The organism is Paraburkholderia sp. MM5482-R2 (assembly GCF_050436125.1).
Taxonomy (GTDB): domain Bacteria; phylum Pseudomonadota; class Gammaproteobacteria; order Burkholderiales; family Burkholderiaceae; genus Paraburkholderia; species Paraburkholderia tuberum.
The window spans coordinates 1664382-1688968 of record NZ_JBNDLP010000003.1 but is presented as its reverse complement, the minus strand read 5'-3'; the positions used below and the strand labels follow the sequence as shown (position 1 = coordinate 1688968).

The 24587-nt window shown below is 65.6% G+C and carries 18 protein-coding genes and 1 pseudogene; 9 read left to right on the top strand and 10 right to left on the bottom strand.

Annotation, left to right across the window (positions count from 1 at the left end; all coding sequences use genetic code 11):
• The first annotated feature begins 99 nt into the window (after positions 1 to 99).
• A complete protein-coding gene (locus OKW37_RS29885) occupies positions 100 to 825 on the top strand; it encodes a pirin family protein (RefSeq protein WP_429403055.1) in 726 nt (241 codons plus the stop codon).
• A 97-nt stretch (positions 826 to 922) separates the two neighbouring features.
• Positions 923 to 1336 (top strand): DoxX family protein, encoded by a 414-nt coding sequence (locus OKW37_RS29880; RefSeq protein ID WP_018425254.1) that lies wholly within the window; start codon positions 923 to 925, stop codon positions 1334 to 1336.
• Positions 1337 to 1447: 111 nt separating this feature from the next.
• Here the strand turns inward: OKW37_RS29880 and ahpF are convergent, their stop codons facing one another.
• The 3 genes from ahpF to prpR form a co-directional block, all read right to left on the bottom strand.
• Positions 1448 to 3046 (bottom strand): alkyl hydroperoxide reductase subunit F, encoded by a 1599-nt coding sequence (gene ahpF / locus OKW37_RS29875; protein ID WP_429403054.1) that lies wholly within the window; start codon positions 3044 to 3046, stop codon positions 1448 to 1450.
• Between the two features lie 172 nt (positions 3047 to 3218).
• Positions 3219 to 3782, bottom strand: a complete 564-nt coding sequence (gene ahpC / locus OKW37_RS29870; protein WP_090809789.1) for an alkyl hydroperoxide reductase subunit C — start codon at positions 3780 to 3782, stop codon at positions 3219 to 3221.
• 148 nt (positions 3783 to 3930) lie between these two features.
• The gene (prpR, locus tag OKW37_RS29865) at positions 3931 to 5952 is read right to left on the bottom strand and encodes a propionate catabolism operon regulatory protein PrpR (RefSeq protein WP_429403053.1); all 2022 of its coding nucleotides are present in this window, start codon (positions 5950 to 5952) and stop codon (positions 3931 to 3933) included.
• A gap of 210 nt (positions 5953 to 6162) precedes the next feature.
• Here prpR and OKW37_RS29860 point away from each other — a divergent pair, with 210 nt between their 5' ends.
• The 3 genes from OKW37_RS29860 (at position 6163) to OKW37_RS29850 (ending at position 9546) form a co-directional block, all read left to right on the top strand.
• Entirely contained in the window at positions 6163 to 7047 is an 885-nt protein-coding gene (locus tag OKW37_RS29860; RefSeq protein WP_090810512.1) for an isocitrate lyase/PEP mutase family protein, read from the top strand.
• A 294-nt stretch (positions 7048 to 7341) separates the two neighbouring features.
• The gene (locus OKW37_RS29855; protein ID WP_429403052.1) at positions 7342 to 8781 is read left to right on the top strand and encodes an MFS transporter; all 1440 of its coding nucleotides are present in this window, start codon (positions 7342 to 7344) and stop codon (positions 8779 to 8781) included.
• Between the two features lie 327 nt (positions 8782 to 9108).
• On the top strand, positions 9109 to 9546 hold the full coding sequence (locus OKW37_RS29850; RefSeq protein WP_429403051.1) for a GNAT family N-acetyltransferase: 438 nt from the start codon (positions 9109 to 9111) through the stop codon (positions 9544 to 9546).
• A 39-nt stretch (positions 9547 to 9585) separates the two neighbouring features.
• Here the strand turns inward: OKW37_RS29850 and OKW37_RS29845 are convergent.
• Positions 9586 to 9729 (bottom strand): annotated as a pseudogene (locus OKW37_RS29845) (2-oxoglutarate-dependent dioxygenase); the annotation flags it as partial.
• On the bottom strand, positions 9730 to 10209 hold the full coding sequence (locus OKW37_RS29840) for a nuclear transport factor 2 family protein (RefSeq protein ID WP_090809781.1): 480 nt from the start codon (positions 10207 to 10209) through the stop codon (positions 9730 to 9732).
• Positions 10210 to 10522: 313 nt separating this feature from the next.
• On the opposite strand from OKW37_RS29840, the gene OKW37_RS29835 reads away from it, so the two are divergent.
• On the top strand, positions 10523 to 11155 hold the full coding sequence (locus OKW37_RS29835) for a LysR family substrate-binding domain-containing protein (protein ID WP_429510001.1): 633 nt from the start codon (positions 10523 to 10525) through the stop codon (positions 11153 to 11155).
• 125 nt (positions 11156 to 11280) lie between these two features.
• Here the strand turns inward: OKW37_RS29835 and OKW37_RS29830 are convergent, their stop codons facing one another.
• The 3 genes from OKW37_RS29830 to OKW37_RS29820 form a co-directional block, all read right to left on the bottom strand.
• Entirely contained in the window at positions 11281 to 12720 is a 1440-nt protein-coding gene (locus OKW37_RS29830; protein WP_184059984.1) for a nicotinate phosphoribosyltransferase, read from the bottom strand.
• Between the two features lie 291 nt (positions 12721 to 13011).
• Positions 13012 to 14214 carry an AAA family ATPase gene (locus OKW37_RS29825; RefSeq protein WP_429403049.1) on the bottom strand — a complete coding sequence of 401 codons (1203 nt, stop codon included), beginning with the start codon at positions 14212 to 14214 and terminating at the stop codon, positions 13012 to 13014.
• Between the two features lie 181 nt (positions 14215 to 14395).
• Positions 14396 to 14665: a hypothetical protein gene (locus tag OKW37_RS29820; protein ID WP_184059979.1), complete on the bottom strand. Its 270-nt coding sequence runs from the start codon at positions 14663 to 14665 to the stop codon at positions 14396 to 14398.
• A 1035-nt stretch (positions 14666 to 15700) separates the two neighbouring features.
• On the opposite strand from OKW37_RS29820, the gene OKW37_RS29815 reads away from it, so the two are divergent.
• The 3 genes from OKW37_RS29815 (at position 15701) to OKW37_RS29805 (ending at position 20491) form a co-directional block, all read left to right on the top strand.
• Complete coding sequence (locus OKW37_RS29815) at positions 15701 to 15970, top strand: hypothetical protein (RefSeq protein ID WP_143037282.1); 270 nt, start codon at positions 15701 to 15703, stop codon at positions 15968 to 15970.
• 19 nt (positions 15971 to 15989) lie between these two features.
• Complete coding sequence (locus OKW37_RS29810) at positions 15990 to 17417, top strand: sigma-54-dependent transcriptional regulator (protein WP_184059977.1); 1428 nt, start codon at positions 15990 to 15992, stop codon at positions 17415 to 17417.
• Between the two features lie 416 nt (positions 17418 to 17833).
• Positions 17834 to 20491: a mechanosensitive ion channel domain-containing protein gene (locus OKW37_RS29805; protein WP_429403048.1), complete on the top strand. Its 2658-nt coding sequence runs from the start codon at positions 17834 to 17836 to the stop codon at positions 20489 to 20491.
• A gap of 46 nt (positions 20492 to 20537) precedes the next feature.
• Here the strand turns inward: OKW37_RS29805 and OKW37_RS29800 are convergent, their stop codons facing one another.
• Positions 20538 to 22799, bottom strand: coding sequence for an ATP-dependent DNA helicase (locus tag OKW37_RS29800; protein ID WP_429403047.1), 2262 nt, complete (start codon positions 22797 to 22799; stop codon positions 20538 to 20540).
• Positions 22796 to 24565 carry a VRR-NUC domain-containing protein gene (locus OKW37_RS29795; protein ID WP_429403046.1) on the bottom strand — a complete coding sequence of 590 codons (1770 nt, stop codon included), beginning with the start codon at positions 24563 to 24565 and terminating at the stop codon, positions 22796 to 22798. Before OKW37_RS29795 ends, OKW37_RS29800 begins: the two co-directional genes overlap by 4 nt.
• Positions 24566 to 24587: the final 22 nt, after the last annotated feature.

Below are 24587 nucleotides of genomic sequence, written 5' to 3'. Positions count from 1 at the left end.
ATCATGATTATAGCCATGCTGATTGACCTACACTGTCGTTCATGGATCGCAGCCAAATATCTGGCCCGGATCGCACGACAAAACTCAAGGAGAAAGAGCATGCTCGAAATCAGACACGCCAACCAACGTGGCCGCGCGGAACACGGCTGGCTCAGCTCGCGGCATACGTTTTCGTTCGCGAACTATCACGATCCGAAGCAGAACGGCTTCTCCGACCTGCTCGTGATCAACGACGACCGTGTGGCGCCGGCGCAGGGCTTCGGCAAGCATCCGCATCGCGACATGGAGATCTTTTCGTACGTGCTCGAAGGCGCGCTCGAACACAAGGACACGATGGGCACGGGCTCGGTGATCGTGCCGGGCGACATCCAGTTGATGAGCGCGGGCACCGGTGTGGCGCACAGCGAATACAACCATTCGAAGAGCGAGCCGGTGCACTTCCTGCAGATCTGGATCGCGCCGGCCCAGCAAGGCACGAAGCCGCGCTATCAGCAACTGCACTTCGGCGCGGCCGACAAGCGCGGTGTGCTGCGGCTCGTGCTGTCGCCGGACGGTGCGAACGGTTCGCTGCAGTTGCAACAGGATGCGCGCGTGTATGCCGGTCTGTTCGACGGCGAGGAAACCGCGCGGCTCGAACTCGCGAAGGACCGCTATGCATATGTTCAGGTGGCGCGCGGCAGCGTCACGGTGAATGGCGTCGAGCTTGGCGAGGGTGACGGCGCGCGGGTGCGGGGTGAAGAAGCGCTGACGTTCACGCAGGGCCGCGATGCGGAAGTGCTCGTGTTCGACCTGCGTAATATCGAAACCTCGGCGTTGTGGGCATAAGCGCTCCGCTTGCGCCGCTATTGACTCAAACCTGAACGCGGCTCGCTGGACGACGATTTCCAGCGAGCTTCATCCCTCTACCCTATCGGGAAAAATCATGCGCTACACACTGTTTGAAAACCAGAAAGACGTCGTCGTTCTCGTCGCTCGAATCCTGCTGATGGTGCTGTTCGTGATGTTCGGCTGGTCGAAGCTGACCGGCTTTGCCGGCACCGTCGCTTATATGACGTCAACCGGCGCGCCCGTGCCGGCGTTCTCGGCTGTTATCGCGGTGGTGATGGAGCTTGTGGTGGGCGTCGCGCTGTTAGTGGGATTTTTCACGCGACCGCTGGCGCTGCTGCTTGCGGTGTATACGCTCGGCACCGCGATCATCGGCCATCACTACTGGAACATGACCGGCGCGATGCAGTACGACAATATGATTCATTTCTACAAGAACATCGGCATCATCGGCGGGTTGCTGCTGTTGTGCGTGACCGGCCCCGGCAAGTATTCGTTCGACCGGCGGTGATACCGATTCCCGTGCTTTAACGAAAAAGGCCCGCACGAATGCGGGCCTTGTTGCATGCGCAAACTGAAACGGCGGCCCGCGGGCCGCCGTTTGCCTCTCTGAGCTACCGAATCAAACCGCTGCTTCGGCTTCCGCTTCCGCTTCGCTGACCGCCGCGACTTCTTCGCTGTTGCGGATCAGGTGATCGAATGCGGACAGCGATGCCTTCGCACCCTCGCCCACCGCGATCACGATCTGCTTGAACGGCACCGTGGTCACGTCGCCGGCGGCGAACACGCCCGGCACCGACGTCGCGCCGCGCGCATCGACGACGATCTCGCCATGCTTCGACAGCTCGACCGTGCCCTTCAGCCATTCGGTGTTCGGCACGAGACCGATCTGCACGAACACGCCTTCGAGTTCGACGTTCTTCACTTCGCCCGAAGCGAGGTCCTTGTAGACCAGACCGTTGACCTTCTTGCCGTCGCCGGTGATTTCCGTGGTCTGCGCCTGCGTGAGCACCGTCACGTTCGGCAGGCTGCGCAGCTTGCGTTGCAGCACCTCGTCGGCACGCAGCGTCGCACCGAATTCGAGCAGCGTCACTTCGCGCACGAGACCCGCGAGGTCGATCGCCGCCTCGACGCCCGAGTTGCCGCCGCCGATCACCGCGACGCGCTTGCCCTTGAACAAGGGGCCATCGCAGTGCGGGCAGTACGCGACGCCATGATTGCGATACTCGCGCTCGCCCGGCACGTTGATTTCGCGCCAGCGCGCACCGGTCGCGAGGATGATCGTCTTCGCCTTCAGCACCGCGCCGTTGGCCAGACGTACTTCGATGATGCGCCCCGGAATCAGCGCTTCGGCGCGCTGCACGTCCATGATGTCGACGTCATAGGTCTTCACGTGCTGTTCGAGCGCGGTCGCGAACTTCGGTCCTTCGGTTTCGGTCACGGAGACGAAGTTCTCGATCGACAGCGTGTCGAGCACCTGGCCACCGAAACGCTCGGCCACGACACCGGTCGCAATGCCCTTGCGCGCCGAGTAGATCGCCGCCGCCGCGCCCGCCGGGCCGCCGCCGACGATCAGCGTGTCGAACACCGGCTTGTTCTCCAGTTGCTTCGCGGCGCGCGCACCGGCGTTGGTATCGAGCTTCGCGAGGATTTCCTTCACGCCGCTGCGGCCCTGGCCGAAGGTTTCGCCGTTCAGGAACATCGTCGGTACCGCCATGATCTGGCGCGCGTCGACTTCGTTCTGGAACAGCGCGCCGTCGATCGCGACGTGACGGATGCGCGGATTGATCAACGCCATCACGTTCAGCGCCTGCACGACTTCCGGGCAGTTCTGGCACGACAGCGAGAAATACGTTTCGAATTGATAGTCGCCGTCGAGGCTGCGGATCTGTTCGATCACCGCATCGTCCAGTTTGACCGGATGGCCGCCGACCTGCAGCAGTGCGAGGACGAGCGACGTGAATTCATGCCCCATCGGAATGCCGGCGAAACGGATGCCGGTTTCCTTGCCCGCTTCGCCAATCGAGAACGACGGCTTGCGTTCGTCGTCGCCGCGACGCTCGATCACCGTGACGCGCTCCGACAAGGTCGCGATGTCGTTCAGCAGGGCCAGCAGCTCCTGGGACTTCGCGCTGTCATCGATCGACGCGACGAGCTCGATAGGGCTGCTAACTTTTTCGAGGTACGACTTCAGTTGAGTCTTGAGATTGACGTCGAGCATGGCGTTGCGATTCCGTGACGAGGGGTGTGGGTGTCCCGGCGCCGCACGCATCCGGATAGGACGTGTTGGGCCCGGGGACGCACGAAGCGCCGTATCAGGCGATTCGCGCGGTGAAGCGCCGGGAAGATCCCGGCAGATGCAGACTGCGGGTGCAGCGTGAGCTGCGCGGACCTTAGATCTTGCCGATCAGGTCGAGCGACGGGGTCAGCGTTTGCGCGCCCGGCGTCCACTTGGCGGGGCACACTTCGCCCGGGTGCTTGGCGATGTACTGAGCAGCCTGAACCTTGCGCAGCAGTTCGCCAGCGTCACGGCCGATGCCGTTGTCGTGGATTTCGCACAGCTTGATCTCGCCTTCCGGGTTGATCACGAACGTGCCACGCAGCGCGAGGCCTTCTTCTTCGATCAGCACGTCGAAGTTGCGCGAGATAGCGAGCGTCGGGTCAGCCAGCATCGGGTACTTGATCTTGCGGATCGTATCCGACGTGTCGTGCCAAGCCTTGTGCGTGAAGTGCGTATCGGTCGACACGCTGTAGATTTCCACGCCCAGCTTCTTGAAATCTTCATAACGATCGGCCAGGTCACCGAGTTCGGTCGGGCACACGAACGTGAAGTCGGCCGGGTAGAACACGAAAACCGACCACTTGCCCTTCAGGCTTTCTTCAGTGACGGTCTGGAAATCGCCGTTGTGAAAAGCCTGTGCTTTGAACGGTTTGACTTGACTGTTGATGATCGGCATTTGCTAAATCCTCTCTTTGAGGGGGTTGGAAAGTGGAGCCAGTATGTCAGACTGCGCTTAATAGGTAAAGTGGATTGTGTTAATGAGTTAGATAGTCACACACTATTCATGTCGTCGGTTGAAACTATCGGACGATTTGCCGGGCGTTTCAGCCCTTCAGAAGCCGCCACAGCGTGGTTCTGCCGATGCCGAGCGCTCGGCTCGCGGCGGCGCGATTGCCGCCCGATTGTTCGAGAGCGCGCAGCGCAGCCTCACGGCTGGGGGTAGCGCGGGGCGCCGTACTGCCGAGCGCAGGGCCCGGAGGCGCCTGTGTGATCTGCTCGACCTCGACCGCCCTGATCCGGAAGAACTCGGGAAACACGGCCTGCCGATCTGGCAAGGCGTCGGCAATCAAGTTCCCGGACATCTCGTTGGTTGGCTCACCGATATAAATCGCCGCGCGGGCCAGGAGATTTTCCAGTTCACGGACGTTACCGGGCCACGCGTAATCCGCAAAAAGCGGGGCGAGAAACACGAGCACCCGCTCGAGCCCCGCCGCCGACAAGCCGTACTGCAGCGCGCTGCGCTCCAGCAGATGCCGCGCCAGCGGCGCGATGTCGGCACGGCGTTCGCGCAGCGGCGGCAATTTTATCTGAAGCAGATTTAATCTGAAATACAGGTCCGCGCGAAACGCGCCCTCCTCGACGAGCGCGTGCAGATCGCGGTGCGTCGCGGCGATCACCCTCACGTCGACCGGCGTCGCGCGGCCGGCGCCGAGCTTCATCACCTCGCGCTCCTGCAGCACGCGCAATAGCCGGCTTTGCAGCGCGGCCGGCATTTCGCCGATCTCATCGAGAAAAATAGTGCCGGTGTGCGCGATTTCAAACAACCCCGGCTTGCCGCCGCGCCGCGCACCCGTGAACGCCCCTTCCTCGTGTCCGAACAGTTCGCTTTCGATCAGCCCCTCGGGCACCGCCGCGCAGTTGAACGCGACGAACGGATTGCCGCGCCGCCGGCTCGCGTTGTGGATGCCCTGTGCGACCAGTTCCTTGCCGGTGCCGCTTTCACCACTCAGGAGCACGGTCGCGTCGTGAGCGGCGCCGGCGCGCGCGAGCCGGCGCACGCGCTCGAGCGCCGCCGAAGCGCCGATCAGATCGTCGAGCCGGTGCCGCGCGACCAGATGCCTCGGCCGCTGGCTGGTGCGCAGCGAACGGTCGATCCGCTGCGCAACGAGCGCGTCCTGCGCCGTCACGACGAAACCGGCGCGTGCGCCCTGCTCGACGATCGGCACACAGCCGACGATCAGTGCGCGGCCGCCGATCTGTTCGATGCGTTCGTCGACCGGCTGGTCGGCGGCGCGCGTCTCGCGCAGCAGCGGCGCGAGCGCGCGCGCCACTCGCGCGGGGGTGTCTTCGTCGTCGTTTGGGACCGCCTGCGCGGCGCCTAGACCGAGCAGTTCGAGCATTGCCGGGTTGACGGCTTCGAGCTGGGCGGCTTCGTCGAACGCGGCGACGCCGTCACGCAGATGCGCGACGATCGTGTTCAGGCGCACCCGCTTCGATTCCTTCTGGCGGCTCACCCGCGCCAGTTCGACCGAGCGCTCGAACGCTTCCTCGACCGCGGCAAGCGAATACAGGAACACGCTTTCCATGCCGGCCTCCTGCGCCAGATCGCAGGCCATGCCAGCGCCGACCACCACGCGGCAGCCCTGCACGGCGAGTTCATCGACTGCGAGCCGCACTTCGTCGAGCGACCGATACGCGCGCTGCCGCAGATCGACGTTCAAGAGCGGGCTCAGGTCGGCCAGCTCCTGTGCGATTGCTTCGTGCAGCACGAGCCCGATGCGCGCCTGCGGCCATGTGGCGGTCGCGCGCGTGATCGCGCTCAACACGTCGAAGCCATTCACCTTGACCATTACCACCGGCACGCTGAGGTTCTCGCGCAGGTACGCGCCGTTCGAGCCGGCGGACAGTACGACGTCGACCGAACCTGCGTCCACGTAAGCCTGCAACGCGGCGACGGCCGCGCCGTAGCCCTCCCGCACCGTGAAGAACTTCGCCCGGCCCGCGTAGCGCGGCGCCACCGCCTCGCAAAGCGACTGCAGTCGGCTGATACTGACGAGTGCGACACCGGGCCGCCCGGCATCGACGGCGGGGCCAGGATTCGCGACAAATGGGGTGAACGTGGACACGCAGCTCTCCTTGATTGAAACGTTCCTCGAAACGTTTCATGAAACGTTTCACCGATTGTGCCATGAACGTCCAGGCAGGAGGTCATATCGCGCAAACCCTTGTTCCAGCGGCACGACCGGCGAACTGCCGTTCAATGCCGTTCAATGGCACGCTTCCTGCAGAATGTAGGCCGCGTTCCCTTACCGATTTCCCTTCTGGAGACCTCCATCATGACCACCACTTCCGCCACCCGCCGCGCCGCGTTCCGCGCCAAAGTCAATCAGCGTCAGGGCCTGCTCGTGCCCGGCGCGTTCAACGCGATGAGCGCGCGCGTGATCGAGGACGCCGGCTTCGAGGCGGTCTACATCACCGGCGCGGGCGTCACCAACATGTCGCTCGGTCTACCCGACCTGGGCTTCATCGGCCTTGCCGAAGTCGCAGAGCACACCGCGCGCATCCGCGACGCGGTCGCGCTGCCGCTGATCGTCGATGCCGACACCGGCTTCGGCAACGCGCTGAACGTGCGCCAGACCGTGCGCGTGCTCGAGCGCAGCGGCGCCGACGTGATCCAGTTCGAAGATCAGGTGATGCCGAAAAAATGCGGCCACTTCTCGGGCAAGGAAGTCGTCGCGGCGAGCGAGATGGTCGGCAAGATCCGCGCGGCTGTCGACGCGCGCGAAGACGCGAACCTGCAGATCATGGCGCGCACGGACGCGGCCGCGGTCCACGGCATCGAGGACGCGATCGAGCGCGGTCATCGCTTCATCGAGGCGGGCGCCGACATCCTGTTCATCGAGGCGACCGAATCGCTCGCCGACATCGAGCGTCTGCCGGGGCTGTTCAATGTGCCGCAGCTGATCAACATCGTGATCGGCGGCAAGACGCCGGTGCAGTCGCGCGACGCGCTCGCGAAGCTCGGCTACGGCATCGTGCTGTACGCGAATGCGGCGCTGCAGGGCGCGGTGCTCGGCATGCAGCGCGCGCTCGGCACGCTGCAAAGCAACGGCCGCCTCGACGAGGACGCGACGATCGTCGCGCCATTCAGCGAGCGCCAGCGGCTCGTCAACAAGCCGCTATATGACCGGCTGGACAAGGAGTACGCGGGGAAGGACTGACGCTCGGGCGGCGGCGCAGCGGTGCGACGCGCTGCATGCCTGCGCGATATGGGACCCTTTATTGCGTTAGGATTCAGGGCTGGCAATCAGGCACGCTGATGTTCGCGTCAGCCCGCCGCGACCATTCGCGGCGCCGGCCTCGTCCGCGGGGCCGCTCTCCCGGCTGCCGGCAGAAGCACAAAAACGCAAACGAAAGGTAGTCGCAAGCACCATGAAGTCAAACTCTTCACGCGCCCCGCGCGGGCTCGTCAATTGTCTTTCAGCGCGCACGCGCGCAGCACGGGAGCTCGCCCGATGAACCGCAGCGGCACCCGCACCGCGCACGTCGGCTGGCTGCCGTACATCGTCGCGGCTACCTTCTTCATGGAGTACCTCGACACCACGGTGATCGCCACCGCGCTGCCGCAGATGGCGCGTTCGTTCGGCGTCGGCCCGAACAGCCTGAGTCTCGGCATGACCGCCTACATGCTCGCGCTCGCGATCTTCATCCCGGCGAGCGGCTGGGTCGCCGACCGCTGCGGCGCGCGCACCGTGTTCGTCAGCGCGATCGGCGTGTTCACGGTCGCGTCGGTGCTGTGCGGACTGTCGCAGAACGTGCCCGAGTTCACGGCCGCGCGGCTGCTGCAAGGCATCGGCGGCGCGATGATGGTGCCGGTCGGCCGTCTCATCGTGGTCCGCAGCACCGAGAAAGCTCGCATGATGCAGGCGATCTCGACGATCACATGGCCGGCGATCGCGGCGCCGGTGGTCGGCCCGCCGATCGGCGGCTTCATCACGACCTACGCGTCGTGGCGCTGGATCTTCCTGCTGAACGTGCCGTTCGGCCTCGCGGCGATTGCCATCGCGCTCGCCATCGTGCCGAACCTGCGCGGCACTGAACGCAAGCCGCTCGACGTCGTCGGCCTGCTGCTGAGCGGCGTCGCGCTGACCGCGATTCTGTACGGCGCGGAACTCGCGAGCCAGCCGGCCACCAATCCGTGGCTCGCGGTCTCGATCGTGGCGGGCGGCCTGCTGGTCGGCGCGCTCGCGTTCCAGCATGCGAAGCGTCATCCGTATCCGCTCGTCGACGTATCGACGCTGAAGGTGCCGACGTTTTCCGTGACGGTCATCACCGGTTCGTTCACGCGCATTGGCATCGGCGCGGTGCCCTATCTGATGCCGCTGCTGTTCCAGGTCGGTTTCGGGCTGTCGGCGTTCCGCTCGGGGCTGCTGCTGCTCGCGAGCGCGCTCGGCAATCTCGGCATGAAGGCGCTGACCACGCGCATCCTGCAGCGCTATGGCTTCCGGATGGTGTCGATCGTCGACGTGGCGGTGGCCGGCATTTTCATCATCGCGTGCGGACTGCTGACGCCGGACGTGCCGCTCGTGTTCGTGCTGATCGTCGTGTTCGTGTACGGCGTCGCGCGCTCGATGCAGTTCTCGACGCTCGCGACGCTCGCCTACGCCGACATCCCGCAGCCGCAGATGAGCGCGGCGAGTACGCTGTGGAGCGCGGCCGCGCAGATGACGATCGGTCTCGGCATCGCGTTCGGCGCGGTGTCGCTGCGCGTCGCGGCGCTGTTCAACGGCGAGACGACCGGCCACGTGTTCACGCTCGACGATTTCCGCCTCGCGTTCCTGTTCGCGGGCGTGCTGACGCTGCTGTCCGTGCTTGGATATATGGGGCTCGCCCGCAATGCTGGGCAGAGTATCGGTGGGGGTTCGCGCGGCGGCGAAACTCCGGCGAAGAGCTAGGGTCTGTTCACGCTAATAACGGGCTTGCGAACGTGCCTTTGCGCGCGTAGTGCAAGGAGAGAGGAGCGCCGTTTGGCCGAGCCAAACAAGCGACGACCGACGCCGCAATACGGGCGCAAAGGCACGTTCCCCTGTTTTAAAAAAACCTTCAAGGGGCTGGCCGCCAGAAGGGCCGATCGCCGCGTCATGCTCCTTGCGAATACGTCGAGTATTCGTTGCGTCGCAATCCTTGCGCTCGGCCCTTCTGGCGGCCAGCGCAAGCCCGTTATTAGCGTGAACAGACCCTATGGGACGCGCAAGCGCAGCGCGATCAAAAGGAGACGTGCCGTGCAAGCAGGCGAACTGACGATTTCCAGCCGCATCGACGATCTCGACCTCGACCTCGTCTACACATTCCTGTCGCAGGAAACGCCGTGGGCGCGAGGCATGCCACGCGCGACCTTCGAGCGCGCCGTCGCCGGGTCGCTGTGCTTCGGCGGGTTTGTCGATGGCAAGCAGATGGCGTTCGCGCGCCTCGTCACCGACGAGGCGACCTTCGCCTACCTATGCGACGTGTTCGTGCTGCCCGCGTATCGCGGCCAGGGCTATGCGTCGGCGTTGATGAAACATATCTTTGCGAGCCCTTCGCTCGTCACGCTGCGCAGAATCATGTTGGTCACGACCGACGCGCATCACGTCTATGCGCCGCATGGGTTCACGTCGCTCGAGAACCCCGAGCGGTATATGGAGCTGCATCGACCGGATGTTTACAAAGTGGCCGAATAGGCCCCGCCTCGGCACGCCTCCCACTGATGTGACCCAGCCTCAGCCGTACGCGCGCTCGCGCATCCACTTCGTCATGATCCACTTATCGCCGGCAAGCACCGGCGCGCCGCCGTGCAGAGTCGACGGATCGAGCTGGCGCTGGCCGTTCATGTAGCAGAAATACACCGCGCCGCCCGCGCGCGCCTAGTCGCGCGTCAACTGCCCGCGATAGTGCAGCAGCCCTCGGCGCGCCTGCTGCCGGAGCATCCGCTGCACGAACGGCGACCAGCCGAACAGCGTGCCGCGCACGCCCATCGCCTGGCGCATCCACAGCCACAAATCGAAGCGGTCGCGATGCTCGACGATGAGCCCATCGCGGAACACGAAACGCGCCTCGATCCGGTTCACGACGTCGCGCCCCGTCTGGACGAAACGGTAGCGCGCCACCCACTGCGCGCGGCCGGTATGGTCGTCCGCCTCGATGTCGCTGAAGCTCAGCGTGAAGTCTTGCGCATGCTTGACGAGCATGCGCCACATGTCGCGCGCTTCGTCGCCGACCAGCTCGCCGAAAGCGGGGTCGCTGAAGACGACGTCGTCGGCATAACAGGCGACCATGGTCTCGGCGTCGCGTTGCTGGAAGGCGGTGTAGAAACGTTCGATCAGCTCGGTGTTGGGATGGCTCATTGATGTCGTATGGTGTATTGCGGGAGCGCGTCATGCACGCGCAGCGTCGTGTCGCGCTCCGGAAAAACAGCCCGCGCGCGGTAGGCGGCGGGGATGGCGCACACGATATCGGAAAACGGCGTGAAAGGGGGCCGGCGCGAGCCGACGACGGCTTTTACCCTTCCGATACCGCTCCCTTGAAGCGCACCACCTCCCCCGCCCGGCGAGCTTCCACACCACCGCCGCCACCGACGCCGCGACGAGCGCCGCTACCCCCAGCGCCGCCGCAAAACCCGCGGCGAAGCTGCATTTCGAGCGTGCCGCGCAGCGCGCGTTGCTCGCCGGACGCGGCGAGGTGGGACGCATCGAGATCGGCTATGTGGCGTCGGCCGCGTACGCGGGCGTGTTGCAGAAGGTGGTCGGCGGCTTTCGTGGCACGCATGCGGGCGTCGAGGTATCGATCCGCGAAGTGCCGATGGACGCGGTCGCCGTGATGCTCGGCGACGGACTGCTCGACGCGGCCTACGTGCGTCCGCCGATGCCGCTCGCAGTCGGCATTCAGGCCACGACCGTGCATCGCGACCGCTTCGTGCTCGCGCTGCCAGCCGATTCGCCACTCGCGGACTCGGCCAGCGTGCGGCCCTCGCAACTGCGCGACCAGTGTTTCGTGCTGCCCGAACAGGAGTCAGGCACCTTCGAAGTCGCGCGGCGCGGGCGCTTCTCACCTCGGCTCGGGCCGCGTCCGGGTACGCTCGCGGCCGTGCTCGCCTGCGTGTCGCTCGGCGGTTATGTGTCGGCCGTGCCGCATACGCTCGCCGATTGCATCGCGCTGCCGGGCGTCGTCTACCGTGACATAGCCGGTCAGGCGATTGCGTCCGAAATCGCGCTCGCGTTTCGTCGGCACGAGAGAGCGCCCGCCGTCAAGGCGTTCCTGCGCTTCGCGCGCGATGATAAAGATTCACGCTGACGGCAGCGTCGCTACGTTGATCGGGGTCGCCGTCCTGTCGGATATTGCGGTAGGTCTGCCCTTCATGCAGCACTGGGCGCTGATGACCAACGCTCGTGACCATGCCGATGCGTCAGAAAGCTGGATCAACCTTCGTCCGCATAGGCGCGGCCTCGAATCTCGGCCAGCGACGTATCGACCAGCAAGCGGCCCGCATCGAACACCGTCTCGAGCGCTTCGTCCCACTCGCCCTCCACCGTGCTCCCGTCCCACGCGATCGGCAACGTGACCGTCCGGTACTCGCCGGTGCGGCGATGGCGCAGCAAGGTGAGCCGGCCTTTCATCGAGCGCTTGGCGTGATCCGTGACTGGATCCTTCGACACATCGTGCCACGTGTCGCCTAGCCGGATCGCCGAGCACTTCATCGCGAAGCGCTGCGTATCGCGGTTGATCTGCTGCAACAGCGCACCGCCCATGCCGAACACGATGTTGTCGGTGGCGAAGCCGGCCTCGTCCATCGCGGCGAGGATCGCGACGATCGAATCCGGGTTCACGCCGTCACCCTGAATCACGCGCACATGGTCGAGCACGCGCCGCCCCTTGCTGTTGGTCTGCGACCCGAACGAAGCCTCCAGCGAGCGCAGCGTGTGCAGGACGATCGTGCACGGATCGCCGGAGTCCGGGCGAATCACGAGCATGCCGCCGGAATCGAGCACGGCCTGCTTCAGCTCGCCGCCCCATGCGTTCAGCGCGGCGAACAGGTCGTAAGAGTCGGACACCACCGAAACGATCGCGCCCGGCTTGCCGAAGCGGGCGATCATGTTGCGATACGCGTCGACTTCGCGCTCGCGGCCCCACGACGTGATCGTGCTGTGCTCGGCCGCCGGCACCGAGAACGCGGCCATGCGGTCGCGGTAGTAGTGATTCGCCGCAACCACGCCGAGCACCGTATCCGAGCCCATGAAGCTGACGAGATGTGCCGCGCCGCCGATCGCCGCCGACTCCGCGCTCGACACGCCGCGCGCGCCGAAATCATGCAGCTTGAACGGTAGCTGCGAGAGATCGTCGCTGCTTTTCAGCAGATAGGCGCGGATCGTCTGGCGCAGATGCCAGCTTTGCGTCGCGACCGTGATCGGATACCACACGCGCATCAGCATCGTCTCCAGATACGACGTGAGCCAGAACACCTGCGGATCGTCGCATTCGACGGTGAGGAGCACGTTGTGCGTGGGCACGACCGAGCCTTCGGGCGCCGCGCGAATCCGCACCGGCAGATGGCCGCCGTATCGCTGCACGACGTAGCGCCAGCCCGCCTCGTTGAACGGCTCGCCGTGCGCGCTGAAGAAGGTCCGCGCCTGGTCGATCATCGCGCCGGTAACCGGCCGGCACAGGTACTCCTTCAGCAGCATCTGCAAGCCGAAGAACAGCGTGCGGCCGTAACGTCCGCCGCGCGATTCGATGTACGAGAACATCGCCGTCGCGTCGGGCGGATATTGCAGATAGTGCGATGCCTTGTACGAATCCGTATTCAGAATCGGATTGGACAGGATCGACGCGAGGTCGCTGAAACCCTGCGCGTTTTGCATGGACGGTGCTGCGCTCACGTGATTTTCTCGCTGGAGTGACCGGACGGCGCGAGCCTGCCCGACGCTTTCGAAACTCTGATGCCGCGGCTCTACGCCTACAGACTATGCCGGGGATGACTCTGTATCTCACCTTACTACGGTATGCGCGATAGCGCTCGTCGTCGGACTGTAGCTTCTCTTCGCGCAGGATGAGTCTGGCCCGCAGCGCCAACTGCAGCCGCAGACAATCATCCTCCGGATCTCGAGGTTCACCAGTAGAAGACCGGGCTAGAGCAGCGAGTAGATGTCGTCCTAGCCCCCCGGCTTCAATTGCGGCGGCAGATTCGGCCACGTCGCGAGCAACCTGCCGAGCATGCTCCTGCGGCGCTCCGCACCCCCGGGCCACAGCATGTTCGCGAGCAGCACGATACCTTGCGCGAGCCCGCTGTCGCGCGCGCACGCGACGAGCGGCACGCCGCGGCTGAGCGCATCGTTGACGTGCTGATCGTCGCGCGGCAGTTGATGCGCGACCCTCGCGCCGAGCGTGCGTTCGAGCATCGGCAGATTGATCTGCGCGTCCTTGTCGTACTGGTTGACGACGACCCGCACCTTGCTGGACGGATGCCCCAGTTCGCGAAAGATATCGAGCATGCGGCGCGCGCCATGCAGGTACAGCGGGTTCTGCCGCACCACCATGCAGATCGCGTCGCTATGCGCGAGCGCGCGGATCGTCGACGGATTCAGGCTCGGGCCGACGTCGATCAGCACCGCGTCGTAGCGCTCGCGCACCAGCGTCAGAATCCGGTCCAGCTGACCGGGCAGCAGTTCGGCGGCCTTCAACGGATCGCCGGCGCCGGCGAGCAGATCCAGGTTCGGGCACACGTGCATCGCGCACGCGTCGAACAGCGCCGGGTCGAGTTGCTCGTTGCGCGAGCACAGATCGACGAGCGTCATGGGCGGGGGGCGATTCGCCATCAGCAGGCTCGCGTCGGCGAATTGCTGGCTCAGGTCGATCAGCAGCACGCGCCGCTCACGCCGCGCGGCGAGCGCGCACGCGAGGTTGACCGCGATCAGCGTGGTGCCGCTACCGCCCTTGCTCGACGCCAGGGTGACCACGCGCGCGTGGCGCCGCTCGGGCTCGCGGCGCCGCGCTTCGATCTGCGCAAGCGCATCGACGACGGCCTGACGATCGAGCGGCCACGACAGCACCTGGCGAACGCCGACACGCAGCGCCGCGCCGATCAGCGCGGTGGACGGCGCCGGCGTCACCAGCATGCAATGGAGCGTCGGCGCGCAGGCGAGCGTTTCCTCGATGCCGTCTAGTCCGCGGACGCTCAGATTGGCGTCGTCGACGATCAGCAGGTCGGCGCCGCGGACCACGCGCGCGTGCATCGGCAGTTGCCGGGCCGGGCCGAACGCGGTGCGCAGCCGGTAACGCACGCCGCTCTCTTCGAGCCGCACGACGATTCGCTGCGCGTTTTCGATGCTCGCGGCAATCAGGAAGATGTCGATCATGGCAGCTCTGCGGCGCTTGGCGCGTCATGCGCGGGCTTTTATTCCAGTCGTCTGTTCACGATTGACGACGCAGGCTTCGGCGCGAGTTCCTTACCGCGACGCTCCCCCGTGAAAACCATGAGCCGGCAAACGGTGTTATCGAATTCCTGCGCGGTCGCTGCGAGCCGACGAGCGGCAAGCGTCAGACGTCGGTTTCATCGTCGTCGCGCCGCTGCGCCGCGCTGCGTTCAGCGCGCACCGGCATGGCGTACAGCGCGTCGCGCAGCAGGTCGCGGCGGATCTCGGCTTGCGCTCGGCGCTCGAGCGCCTCGGCGACGACGAGCGTCAGCAGATCGACCGACGAGCCCGCCGCCTGCGCGAAAAAGCGCGCGCGCGATGCCGCGACATACCGCCGGTAAGTGCTTCTGGTTCCTCCCGAAGCGGCCGGCCTGCGAATCAGTTGTGGTTTCATGTCAGCCCCCGATGTCGAGCAGATTTGCGCCAGGTCACGCCGTCTGGTCTCAGCGCCCCGGCCGTTGGGCCAGGTCGCCGTGCCCGTGCCAACCGACGGACACGGCCCCTGGTTCACCTCGTACATTCGTCTCTCTGTGGAGACTAGCGTCTCTCCCCGCTTCATCGCGCCGGCCGATCCTGATCCGGCGCTGCCCCTTCCCTTTGCGGCGCGTCGCTCGCGAACGTTGCCAGCGCGTTGCCTGTCGTTATCGCCACCCTTTTCGCGTCGTGAGGACAAAAAGTCGAAAAGGAAAAACGGCGAAGTCGTTGCCTTTTTTCGTCCGGTTTTGAATGGCCGCCAAACCGGTCCGCCACTCACCCGTTTGCTAACGTATTTAGAAGGCCCCGCCGCGCTCCCGCAAACACCTGATGGCTTCCCCGACCATGTCTGCGAGTGACTTTTTTACCGCCGGTCTTTTTTAATCCGGTTTTCCCCGTACCGTCGACCTGGCGGCAAAACATTTTTCTGTGCAGACCTTATTGCAATGGTTATGCCAACACGCATTCGAATTTGTAAGGCACCCGCCAAAGCTTCACTCTGGCGAGAAATCGGTTTGCTTTTGACGCAGTGCGAACCGGCCCGATTTTTGGCGTGGCGCGCATTGATTCGTTTCTGACACGCCAAGTCGCCGCGCGCTGGCCGCAAAGCGCGCCTCCCGCTTCCGTCTCGCCAGCCTGCTGACTGGCCGCGGGGCCGGCCACACGCGGCTTCGCCGCTCCTTCCGGTTGGCAAAGCGCCCCACCCGGCGCGGTAAAGCGCATTCGACTCGCGCTGTCCAATCTGTCGCAACTGTGAAACACGACTGCTCGCGCCCCGTCCGTTTTAGTCACGCCTTAATACCAGGACAATTGCTACGCAATGTGCGATTGCGCGCATAACCGGCCTTGACCGCTTATTCATTAGTGATCCGTGTTAATCCGAAAATCCAAGACGCATTCTTCATCCATGTTTCTTTGTCTGGCGCTTTCAGGCGCTTTCGCTTATCGTTAGGCCATGCGCCAATCAGAGCGCTTCTATCAGGTCAACGAGGCAAGCCACGGTTCAAGTGGTTTTCACGGTTCGGGGAAAAAATCGCCGGGCAGTTTCAGCAATGAACGACAAGGTCGCCGCCATTGCATGAATCGGTCCGCCATGCAGCGCGTTCCGGTTCGCGCCGCGCTTGAAGCGTGTCCCTTGTTCGTGATTGCTGCTGTCGTGAATGCGTCGCAGCCGGAGTGCAGCAACTGGCCGCCTGAATCTCACAACGTCGCACGGCAGTCCTGAGGATCGAACGGGGGGAACCATGACTACGACTTGCACGCCGGCCGATATGGAACGCACGGTTCTGTACGTGGCGAACGCGCCCGACCAGATACTCGTCGAGTTTCTGGCCGCGTCGGGATGGCAAGCCGTGCACGCAAAAAGCACGGCCGTGGCGGAACGCATGATCGAACGCGGCAACATCAAGGTCGGTCTCGTTCAGTTGCCCGAAGATTGCACGTCACAGCAGCTGTCCGCGCTCGCGCTGTGCATGCGCCGCGTCGAAACCAACTGGGTCGCGCAGATCGTGCCGGGCCAGGCCGACAACGAGCTGGTCAGCCGTTTCATCCTCGATTACTGCTTCGACTTCGTCACGCAGCCGTGGCTCAACGAGCGGCTCGTGTTCGCGCTCGGCCACGCGCATGGGCTGTCGAGCCTGCGTCAGCCGCGCGTCGTGCCGGAGCCGTCGCTCGGCCGCCACGGCATGGTCGGGCAATGCGAGCCGATGCAGCAGCTCTACCGGCGCATCGACAAATGCGGCGTGACCGATGCGCCGGTGTTCATCGCGGGCGAATCGGGCACCGGCAAGGAGCTGACCGCTCGTGCTATTCACGACCGCTCGCCGCGCGCGGGCCGCACGTTCGTCGCGATCAATTGCGCGGCGATTCCGCCGAGCCTGTTGCAGGCCGAACTGTTCGGCCACGAGCGCGGCGCTTTTACCGGCGCGGTGCAACGCAAGCTCGGCCGGATCGAGAGCGCGCATGAAGGCACGCTGTTTCTCGACGAAATCGGCGACATGCCGCACGAATGCCAGGCGGTGCTGCTGCGCTTCCTGCAGGAAGGCACGATCGAGCGGCTTGGCGGCAACGGTCCGATCAGCGTCGACGTGCGCGTGATCTCGGCCACCCACGTCGATCTGGAGCGCGCCGTCGAAGCCGGGCGTTTCCGTTCCGACCTCTATCACCGGCTGTGCGTGCTGCGCCTCGTCGAGCCGCCATTGCGCGAGCGCGGCGGCGACATCAAGCTACTCGCCAATTACGCGCTCAGCATGTACAAGCAGGACGGCGCGCGCAAGCTGCGCGGCCTGTCGAGCGACGCGATCGTCGCGATGTCGAACTATCCGTGGCCCGGCAACGTGCGCGAGCTGATCAACTGCGTGCGCCGCGCGGTCGTGATGAGCGAGGGCCGCTTCATCACCGCGAGCGACCTCGGCCTACCCGAAGCTGACAATGGCCCGGCGGTCACGCTGGCGGAAATCCGCAGCAAGGCCGAAAAGGATGCGATCGAGAACGCGCTGCTGCGGCACGGCTACAAGCTGTCCGATGCGGCGGCCGAACTCGGCATTTCGCGCGCGACGCTGTACCGGCTGATGCACGCGAACCGGCTGCATCAGGAGCCGGCCGGACGCGGCGCGAGCAGCGGCCCCCATGCCGATGACGAAGCAGAGCGCCAGACCTCTTCAGTGGCATAAGCGCGGATTTAAGCGTTTTTTGTAGTGAACGCTTAGCAGCGCACGGTCACGGCGATTGAGCATTCCCGACTTTCCGCGCTCTGCCCGCACGCAGCGTGGTCGTCGAGAACATCCTCGCGCCGCCGCCAGCATTGCCACCCGGCAAGCGGCCTCCTACCTCCTGCGCCGCCCCGCCCACGGGGCTTTCCGGGCAAGCTTTCTGCTGCCTTCGACAGGCCTGCCGGCCATCATCGGCTATCCTGTCGGGTCACCGCCCCGCCTGACGGGCGCCGCTCTCGCGGCCCTTTCGCCCGTCCGGCGGGCCTCCGCCGCAGGAACTTCAGCGCCCCGCCCCGTGTCGGTCCCGGGTCACCCCGCTGAAACAGCCCATGTTCCGGCACAATCGTCCGCACTGGCTTCATCCCGCTTTACACCCTATGCAAAAATTTCTGCGTGTCTGTTTTTTCATTTTTCTGCTCACAGGCGCGGCGCCCGTCTTCGCCGCCGCGCCTGAACCTGCCCATCCCACGCCCGCGACACCCGCTTCCGCCGCCGTCACGCTGACACCTCAGCAGGCCCGCGACGCGCTCGCTGTCCTGAACGACCCCAAACGCCGCGCGCAAGTCGCCGATACGCTGCAAGCGATCGCCGCGGCCGGCGCGTTGAGCGCGCCGCCCGCATCCGCGCCGGCGGCGGCGTCGGCGCCCGCCGCCGCAAGCGGCGCAGCCGCGCTCGTGCCGGACGCGTTCAAATCCAATGGCCTCGCCTCGCAACTCGCGCGCGAGGGCGCGCATTACGCCGGCCATCTCGCGACCTCGCTGCGCGGCTCGATCGCCGCGCTGCTCGACGTCGCGTCGGTGCGCGCATGGTGGAACTGGCAGTTCGCCAATCCGCACGCGCGCGCGGTGCTGTTCGAGGTGCTGTGGTCGCTGCTGGCCGCGCTGATCCCCGCTCTGGTGCTCGAATGGCTGGCGCGGCGGCTGCTGCGGCGCGTCTATCGGGTGATCGCCGCGCGCCGCGAAGCCGCGCTGCAGGATGACAACGACAACTCACCGCCGCCCGCGCACGCCGCCGGCGCCGCGCCGGCAGGTCATCCGCCGACCAGCACGCCGCCGCTGCCCCCGCTGTCATCAGCGCCGTCAGTGCTCGAAGCGGAGGCGCAAGCCGTCACGACTCGCCCGGCCGCGCCGTACGCGACGCCATCCGCCAAAGGCCGCGCCATCGAAGCCGAAGGCAAGCGCAACGCGACGCACCACTGGACGCTGCTGCAACGTCTGCCCCGCGCGTTGCTGATCACGCTGGTGCGGCTCGTGCCGATCGCGGTGTTCCTCGGCGCGGCGAGCGCGCTGATGTCGATCTTCACCGGCAACGGCACGCCGCAGGATCGCGCGCTCGATTCTCTGATCGACGTCTATGTGGTGTGCCGCTGCGTCGTGATCGTCGGCGCGTTCTTCCTGCAGCCGAGCGCACCGCGTCTGCGGCTGCTGCGCATGGGCGACGCGTGGGCCGCGTTCGTGCTCGGCTGGATCGTGCGAATCGTCAGCGTGGTCGGCGCCGGCGTCGCGCTAGCCGAAGTCGCGCAGGCGCTTGGCATGAACGACGCCGCGCATCTCGCGCTGCTGAAAGTGGTCGCACTCGCCGGTCACGTGATGATCTCGATCCTCGTGCTGCACTGCGCGAAACCGGTCGCCAACAGGATCCGCAATCGCTTCGCCGCTCACGAGTCGTTGGAGATGTTCGGCAACGCGTTCGCGGACGCGTGGGCCGTGGTGACCGTGGTCATCGTGATGGGCCTGTGGTTCGTCTGGGCCTTCGACGTACGGAACGGCTATCACGCGCTCGTGAATATCGGCGGCATGACGCTCGCGATACTGATCGGCGCGCGGCTCGTGTCGATCGTGATCTTCGGCGCGCTCGCGCGCATCTTCCATGTGCAGGACGATGCGTCACACTCGCTCGTGCATCAGCACGCCTACCGATACTATCCGGCGCTGCGGCGCGTGATCGGCTGGATCATCGGCAGCGTCACCGCGCTGGTGCTGTTGCAGGCGTGGGGCGTCGACGTCGTCGATCTGTTCCGCAGCGGCACGATCGGCCACCGGCTCGCCTCGGCGCTCGCGACGATCGCCGTCGCCGCGATCATCGCGCTGGTGGTGTGGGAGATCGTCAACGTGTCGGCCGAACGTCGCCTCGATAACTGGACGAGCAGCGGCGATCTGGTGCGCGCCGCGCGTCTGCGCACCTTGATGCCGATGCTGCGCACCGCGCTGTTCTGCGTGATCGCGCTCGTCGTCGTGCTGACCGGCCTGAGCCAACTCGGCGTGAACATCGGCCCGCTGCTCGCGGGCGCGAGCATCTTCGGCGTCGCGCTCGGCTTCGGCTCGCAGAAGCTCGTGCAGGACTTCATCACCGGCATTTTTCTGCTGATGGAAAACGCGATGCAGGTCGGCGACTGGGTCACGCTCGCGGGCGTGTCGGGCACCGTCGAATATCTGTCGATTCGCACCGTGCGGCTGCGCGGCGGCGACGGCTCGCTGTTTACGGTGCCGTTCAGTTCGGTGTCGACCGTGAACAACACGAATCGCGGCATCGGCAACGCGGCGGTGCGCGTGAATATCGTGTTCGGCCAGGACGTCGAGCGCGCGATCGAGACGCTGAAGGAAATCGGCGCATCGCTGCGCACGGACGACAACTTCAAGGACGGCATCCTGGCGGACTTCTCGTTCTGGGGCGTCGATGCGGTCGACGGTTCGGCGATCACGCTGGCCGGCCAGATGCAATGCCGCGATACGTCGCGCTGGGGCGTGCAACGCGAATTCAACCGACGCATCCTCGAGCGCTTCAGCGAACTCGGCATCGAGATCGCGAATCCGCAGCGTCATCTGCTCACGTGGGACCCGGCGAGCAAGGCCAGGTTCGATACGGGCCTGCCGCGCGAACGCCATGGCGACCGGCCGGACGGCGACGCCGCGGGGGACGGTCACGCTCCGCACAAGGGCGACGCGCCGCTCGACGACCAGATCCCGGTTGATCCGAGCCCGGCCGGCGGCCCTGGTACGCCCGGCAATCCGGGCTCGACCTCGCCGCACGCGTGACGCGTCGCGCGTCGCGCGCGTAAAGGTTCGCTAGCGCGGCGCGGCGCTAGCGAACCTGCCACCAGCGCGGCAACAGGCGCCGCACTTCCGGCCTGCGAAAGCGGTCGTCGATCAGATGCACGACGCCGCGGTCCTCTTCGGTGCGGATCACGCGCCCCGCCGCCTGCACGACTTTCTGCAAACCCGGATACAGGTACATGTAGTCGTAGCCATTGCCGAAGCGCGCATCGAGCGCGCGGCGCATCTGCTCGTTGACGTCGTTGATCTGCGGCAGACCGAGCGTCGCGACGAACGCGCCGATCAGTTGCTGCCCGGTCAGATCGACACCCTCCGAAAACGCGCCGCCGAGCACCGCGAAGCCAATGCCCTGATTCATCGTCCTGAAGCGCGCGAGAAACGCATCGCGCGCGGCTTCGTCCATGCCGGGTTCCTGCGCCCACACCGGCAAGCCGGGATGCCGCTCGCGCAGCAGCGCGACCACGCGTTGCAGATAGTCGAAACTGCTCAGGAACCCGAGATAATTGCCGGGCTGGGAGTCGTACTGCTTCGCGATCAGCTCCACGATCGGCGCGAGCGAGCGTTCGCGGTCACGCCAGCGCGTCGACACATGAGCGGCCACGTGCACCTGCAACTGCTCCGCGCGAAACGGTCCCTCGACGTCGAGCCATTGCGTGTCCTCGGCTAGCCCAAGTGTGTCGCGATAGAAATGCTGCGGATTCAGCGTGCCGGAGAACATCACCGTGGTACGCGCGGCCGCATAGCGTGGCGCGAGGAACGGCGCGGGGATCACGTTGCGCACGCAGAGCGTCGCACTGGTTTTGTCGCGCGGCGCGTAGCGGTCGGCGCTCAATGTCACGTCGAACATCGAGTGCTCGCCGAACTGCTCGGCGAGCGCGACGAAGTGCATCGCGTCGAAGAAAACCCGCAGCGCATGTTCGTCGATCGACAACGGCGCGTCGGCGAGCTGATCCGTTACCGCGCCGATCAGATTCTGCGCGGCGGACAGCAATTTGCCGGGCACCTCCGCGTACACCTGATAGCTGGACGTCTGCGTGCGCTTCACCGCATTCCACTCGCGCTGCAAGCGTTCGAGCGGCTTCTTCAGCGCCACCGGCGCGCTCTTGCGCGCGAGCCGGAACGCGCTTTGATCTAGCGACGCGGTATACATGCGCCGCGCGCGTTCGAGCAGGTTGTGCGCTTCGTCGACCAGCACGCCGGCGCGCCACTGGTTGATCTGCGTGAGCGCATGCAGCATCGCGCTCCCGTCGTAGTAGTAGTTGTAATCGCCGACGATCACATCGGCCCAGCGCGCGAGCTCCTGCGACAGATAGTACGGACAGATATTGTGCGTGAGCGCAGCCTCGCGCACCGCCGCGCGATCGAGCCGTGGCGTCGCCAACGCGGCGGCGCGCGCCGCATCGAGACGGTCGTAAAAGCCGCGCGCGAGCGGACAGGACTCGCCGTTGCAGGCTTTGTCCGGATGCTCGCAGGCTTTGTCGCGCGCGACGAGTTCGAGCGTTCTGAGCGGCAACGGCGCGCTCTGGTGCAGCGAGTCGATCGCATCGAACGCGAGCGCGCGGCCCGGCGTCTTCGCGGTCAGAAAGAACACGCGATCGAGCCGCTCTTCGCCGCAGGCTTTCAGCAACGGAAAAATCGTCGCCAGCGTCTTACCGATACCGGTCGGCGCCTGCGCCATCAACGGCTTGCCGTCGCGTGCCGCGCGATACACGGCCACCGCGAGCTCGCGCTGCCCGCGCCGAAACCGCCCATACGGAAACTGCAACGCGACGAGCGCCGCGTTGCGCGCGACGCGATGCGCGTCTTCCTGCACGGCCCAATCGAGAAATCGTTCACACTGGTCGACGAAGAAGATTTCGAGTTCGCGCGCGCTGTGCTGCTGCGTCAGCACGGTTTCCTTCTGACTGCCGATATCGAAGTAGACGAGCGCGATCGTCAGCTCGCCGAGCCCGCGCGCCCGGCACAGCAGATGCCCATACACGAGTGCCTGCGCCCAATGCAGCACGCGATGATTCGCGGGCATACGCGCGAGATCGCCGCGATACGTCTTCACTTCTTCGAGCCGGTTCGCGATTCCGTCGTAGCCGTCCGCGCGGCCACGCACGGTCAGACTGCGATGTGTGCCGGTCAGCGTGAGTTCGGCTTCGTAGCCGCTCGTGCGACGGCCGGCGACCATCTGATGACCCGCGATGCCTTCGAGCGAAGTCGGCGCGGGCGTGAAGCGCAGATCGAGATCGCCGCGCCGAGCGGTGAATTCGCACATCGCGCGGACGGCCACCACGTAGCTCATACGACGCGCTCCGCTGCGGCTTGCGTCGCGGCGTCCGCTTCGCTCTGCGCTTCTTGCCCGGCCCAGCGCACGTCGACGACGCGCACCGGCATGCCGTGCTGCGCGCAGTACGCGAGCCAGCGGATCTGGTTGTCCTGCAGACGATCGCCGGGGCCTTTCACCTCGATCAGTTCATAGCGACGCTCGGCCGGCCAGAATCGGATCAGGTCGGGCAAGCCCGAACGATTGCCGCGAATGTCGCGCAGCAAGCGCTCGAAGCACAGCTTCAGATGCGCGGCGGGCAGACAGTCGAGCGCGAGCGCGATGAGCTCGGGCGTCAGCAGTCCCCAGAACACGAACGGCGACTGCATGCCGGCCTTGTCGTGCAGGTGCCGCAGAATCGTGTCGCGATAGACGCCGCTATCGAGCTGCGCGAAGCACGCGGCGAACTGCGTGGCGCGACGCGCGTGAAAGTCCGGCGCGTGCAGATCGGCCGGTCCGCGTTGGAACGGATGAAAAAACGCGCCGGGCAACGCCGTGAACACCGGCTCCCAGCACAGCAGGCCGAACAGCGAATTGATCAGCGCGTTCTCGACGTAGTGCACCGGCGCGGCGTCGCTGCTCAAATGATCGCGCACCAGGTACTCGACGGCCACCGGCGTATCAGGCTTCGGCAGCACCAGCGTGCCGCGCTCCACAGGCCTCGCCGCTGCTGCGCGCGGCACCGGCTCGCCGCACTTGCGCCGCAAGCGCGGCAACATCCGGGCGACGCGCTGCGCCTCTTCTTCGCTCTCAGGCGCGGCATCGGCCTGCGAGGCCAGCGCCAGCGCTTCGCCGTGACGCTCGCTGCGCTCGAGCACGCGCATGCGTCGAAGACGCGCGCCGGGCCAAGCGCACGCGTCGTACACCGCGAGCGCGGTGTCCCATTGCCCGCGCCGCTCGCAATCCTGGCCGATCCGGAACAGTAGTTTCGCGCGACGCGTTTCGAGCCACGGATTCGCGGTGCCTATCGAGCGGACGGTCGCGATCAGTTCGTGAAGGGTGGGGGTGCCGGTGCCGACCGGTAGCCATTCGAGCGCTTCGCGGCACGCGTGCAGCGCGAGATAAACGTCGACGTCCGCGCGTTGCTGGAACGCGCGCGACAAAGGCCCGAACGCGACCTTCTCGTACTGGAACACGCCAAGATCGGCGAGCACGAACTCCGACCAGTCCTGATGCAGATTGCCGAAGAACATCAGGCGCAAGCGATCGCACAACGGCGCGATCGCGACGTGCAGCACGCGGTCCGTAGAAGCGTCGTGCCAGGCGGCGAGCGGACGTGATGTGCACGCTTGCGCGTCGCCGCTTGCGGTTTCGTAAAACTCGCGCAGCGTTTCGAGCAGATCCGGTTTGCGCAAAGCCTTTGCGCCGGGAATCCGCGCGATCGCGTCCGCGAAGATGTCCAGCAATTGCGCGCGCGTGCTGAGCGCAAACAGGTCGTCGAGAGACAGGGCCGGCTCGGTGTCGATCCAACGATGCACCGTCATCGGCATCGCCGCCTGCAACGGACAGCCGATTTCGTCGTAAGCCAGGCGGCTCGCGCGGAACAGCATGCCTTTGCGCATCAGCATGCGCACGAGCAGCGCACGCGATGCCTGCGGCAACGTCGCGAAAGTTTCCAGAAAAGCGTGCTCTTCGTCGTCGAGCAGATCGTCGTAACGCGCGGCGAGCCACGCAAGCGCGCGCTCGAAATTCAGCAGGTAGTAAGGGGCTTCAGAGCGGATCTCTGAGCGAGCGACGGTTGCCACGGACTTTGTGCGGGACCTGTAT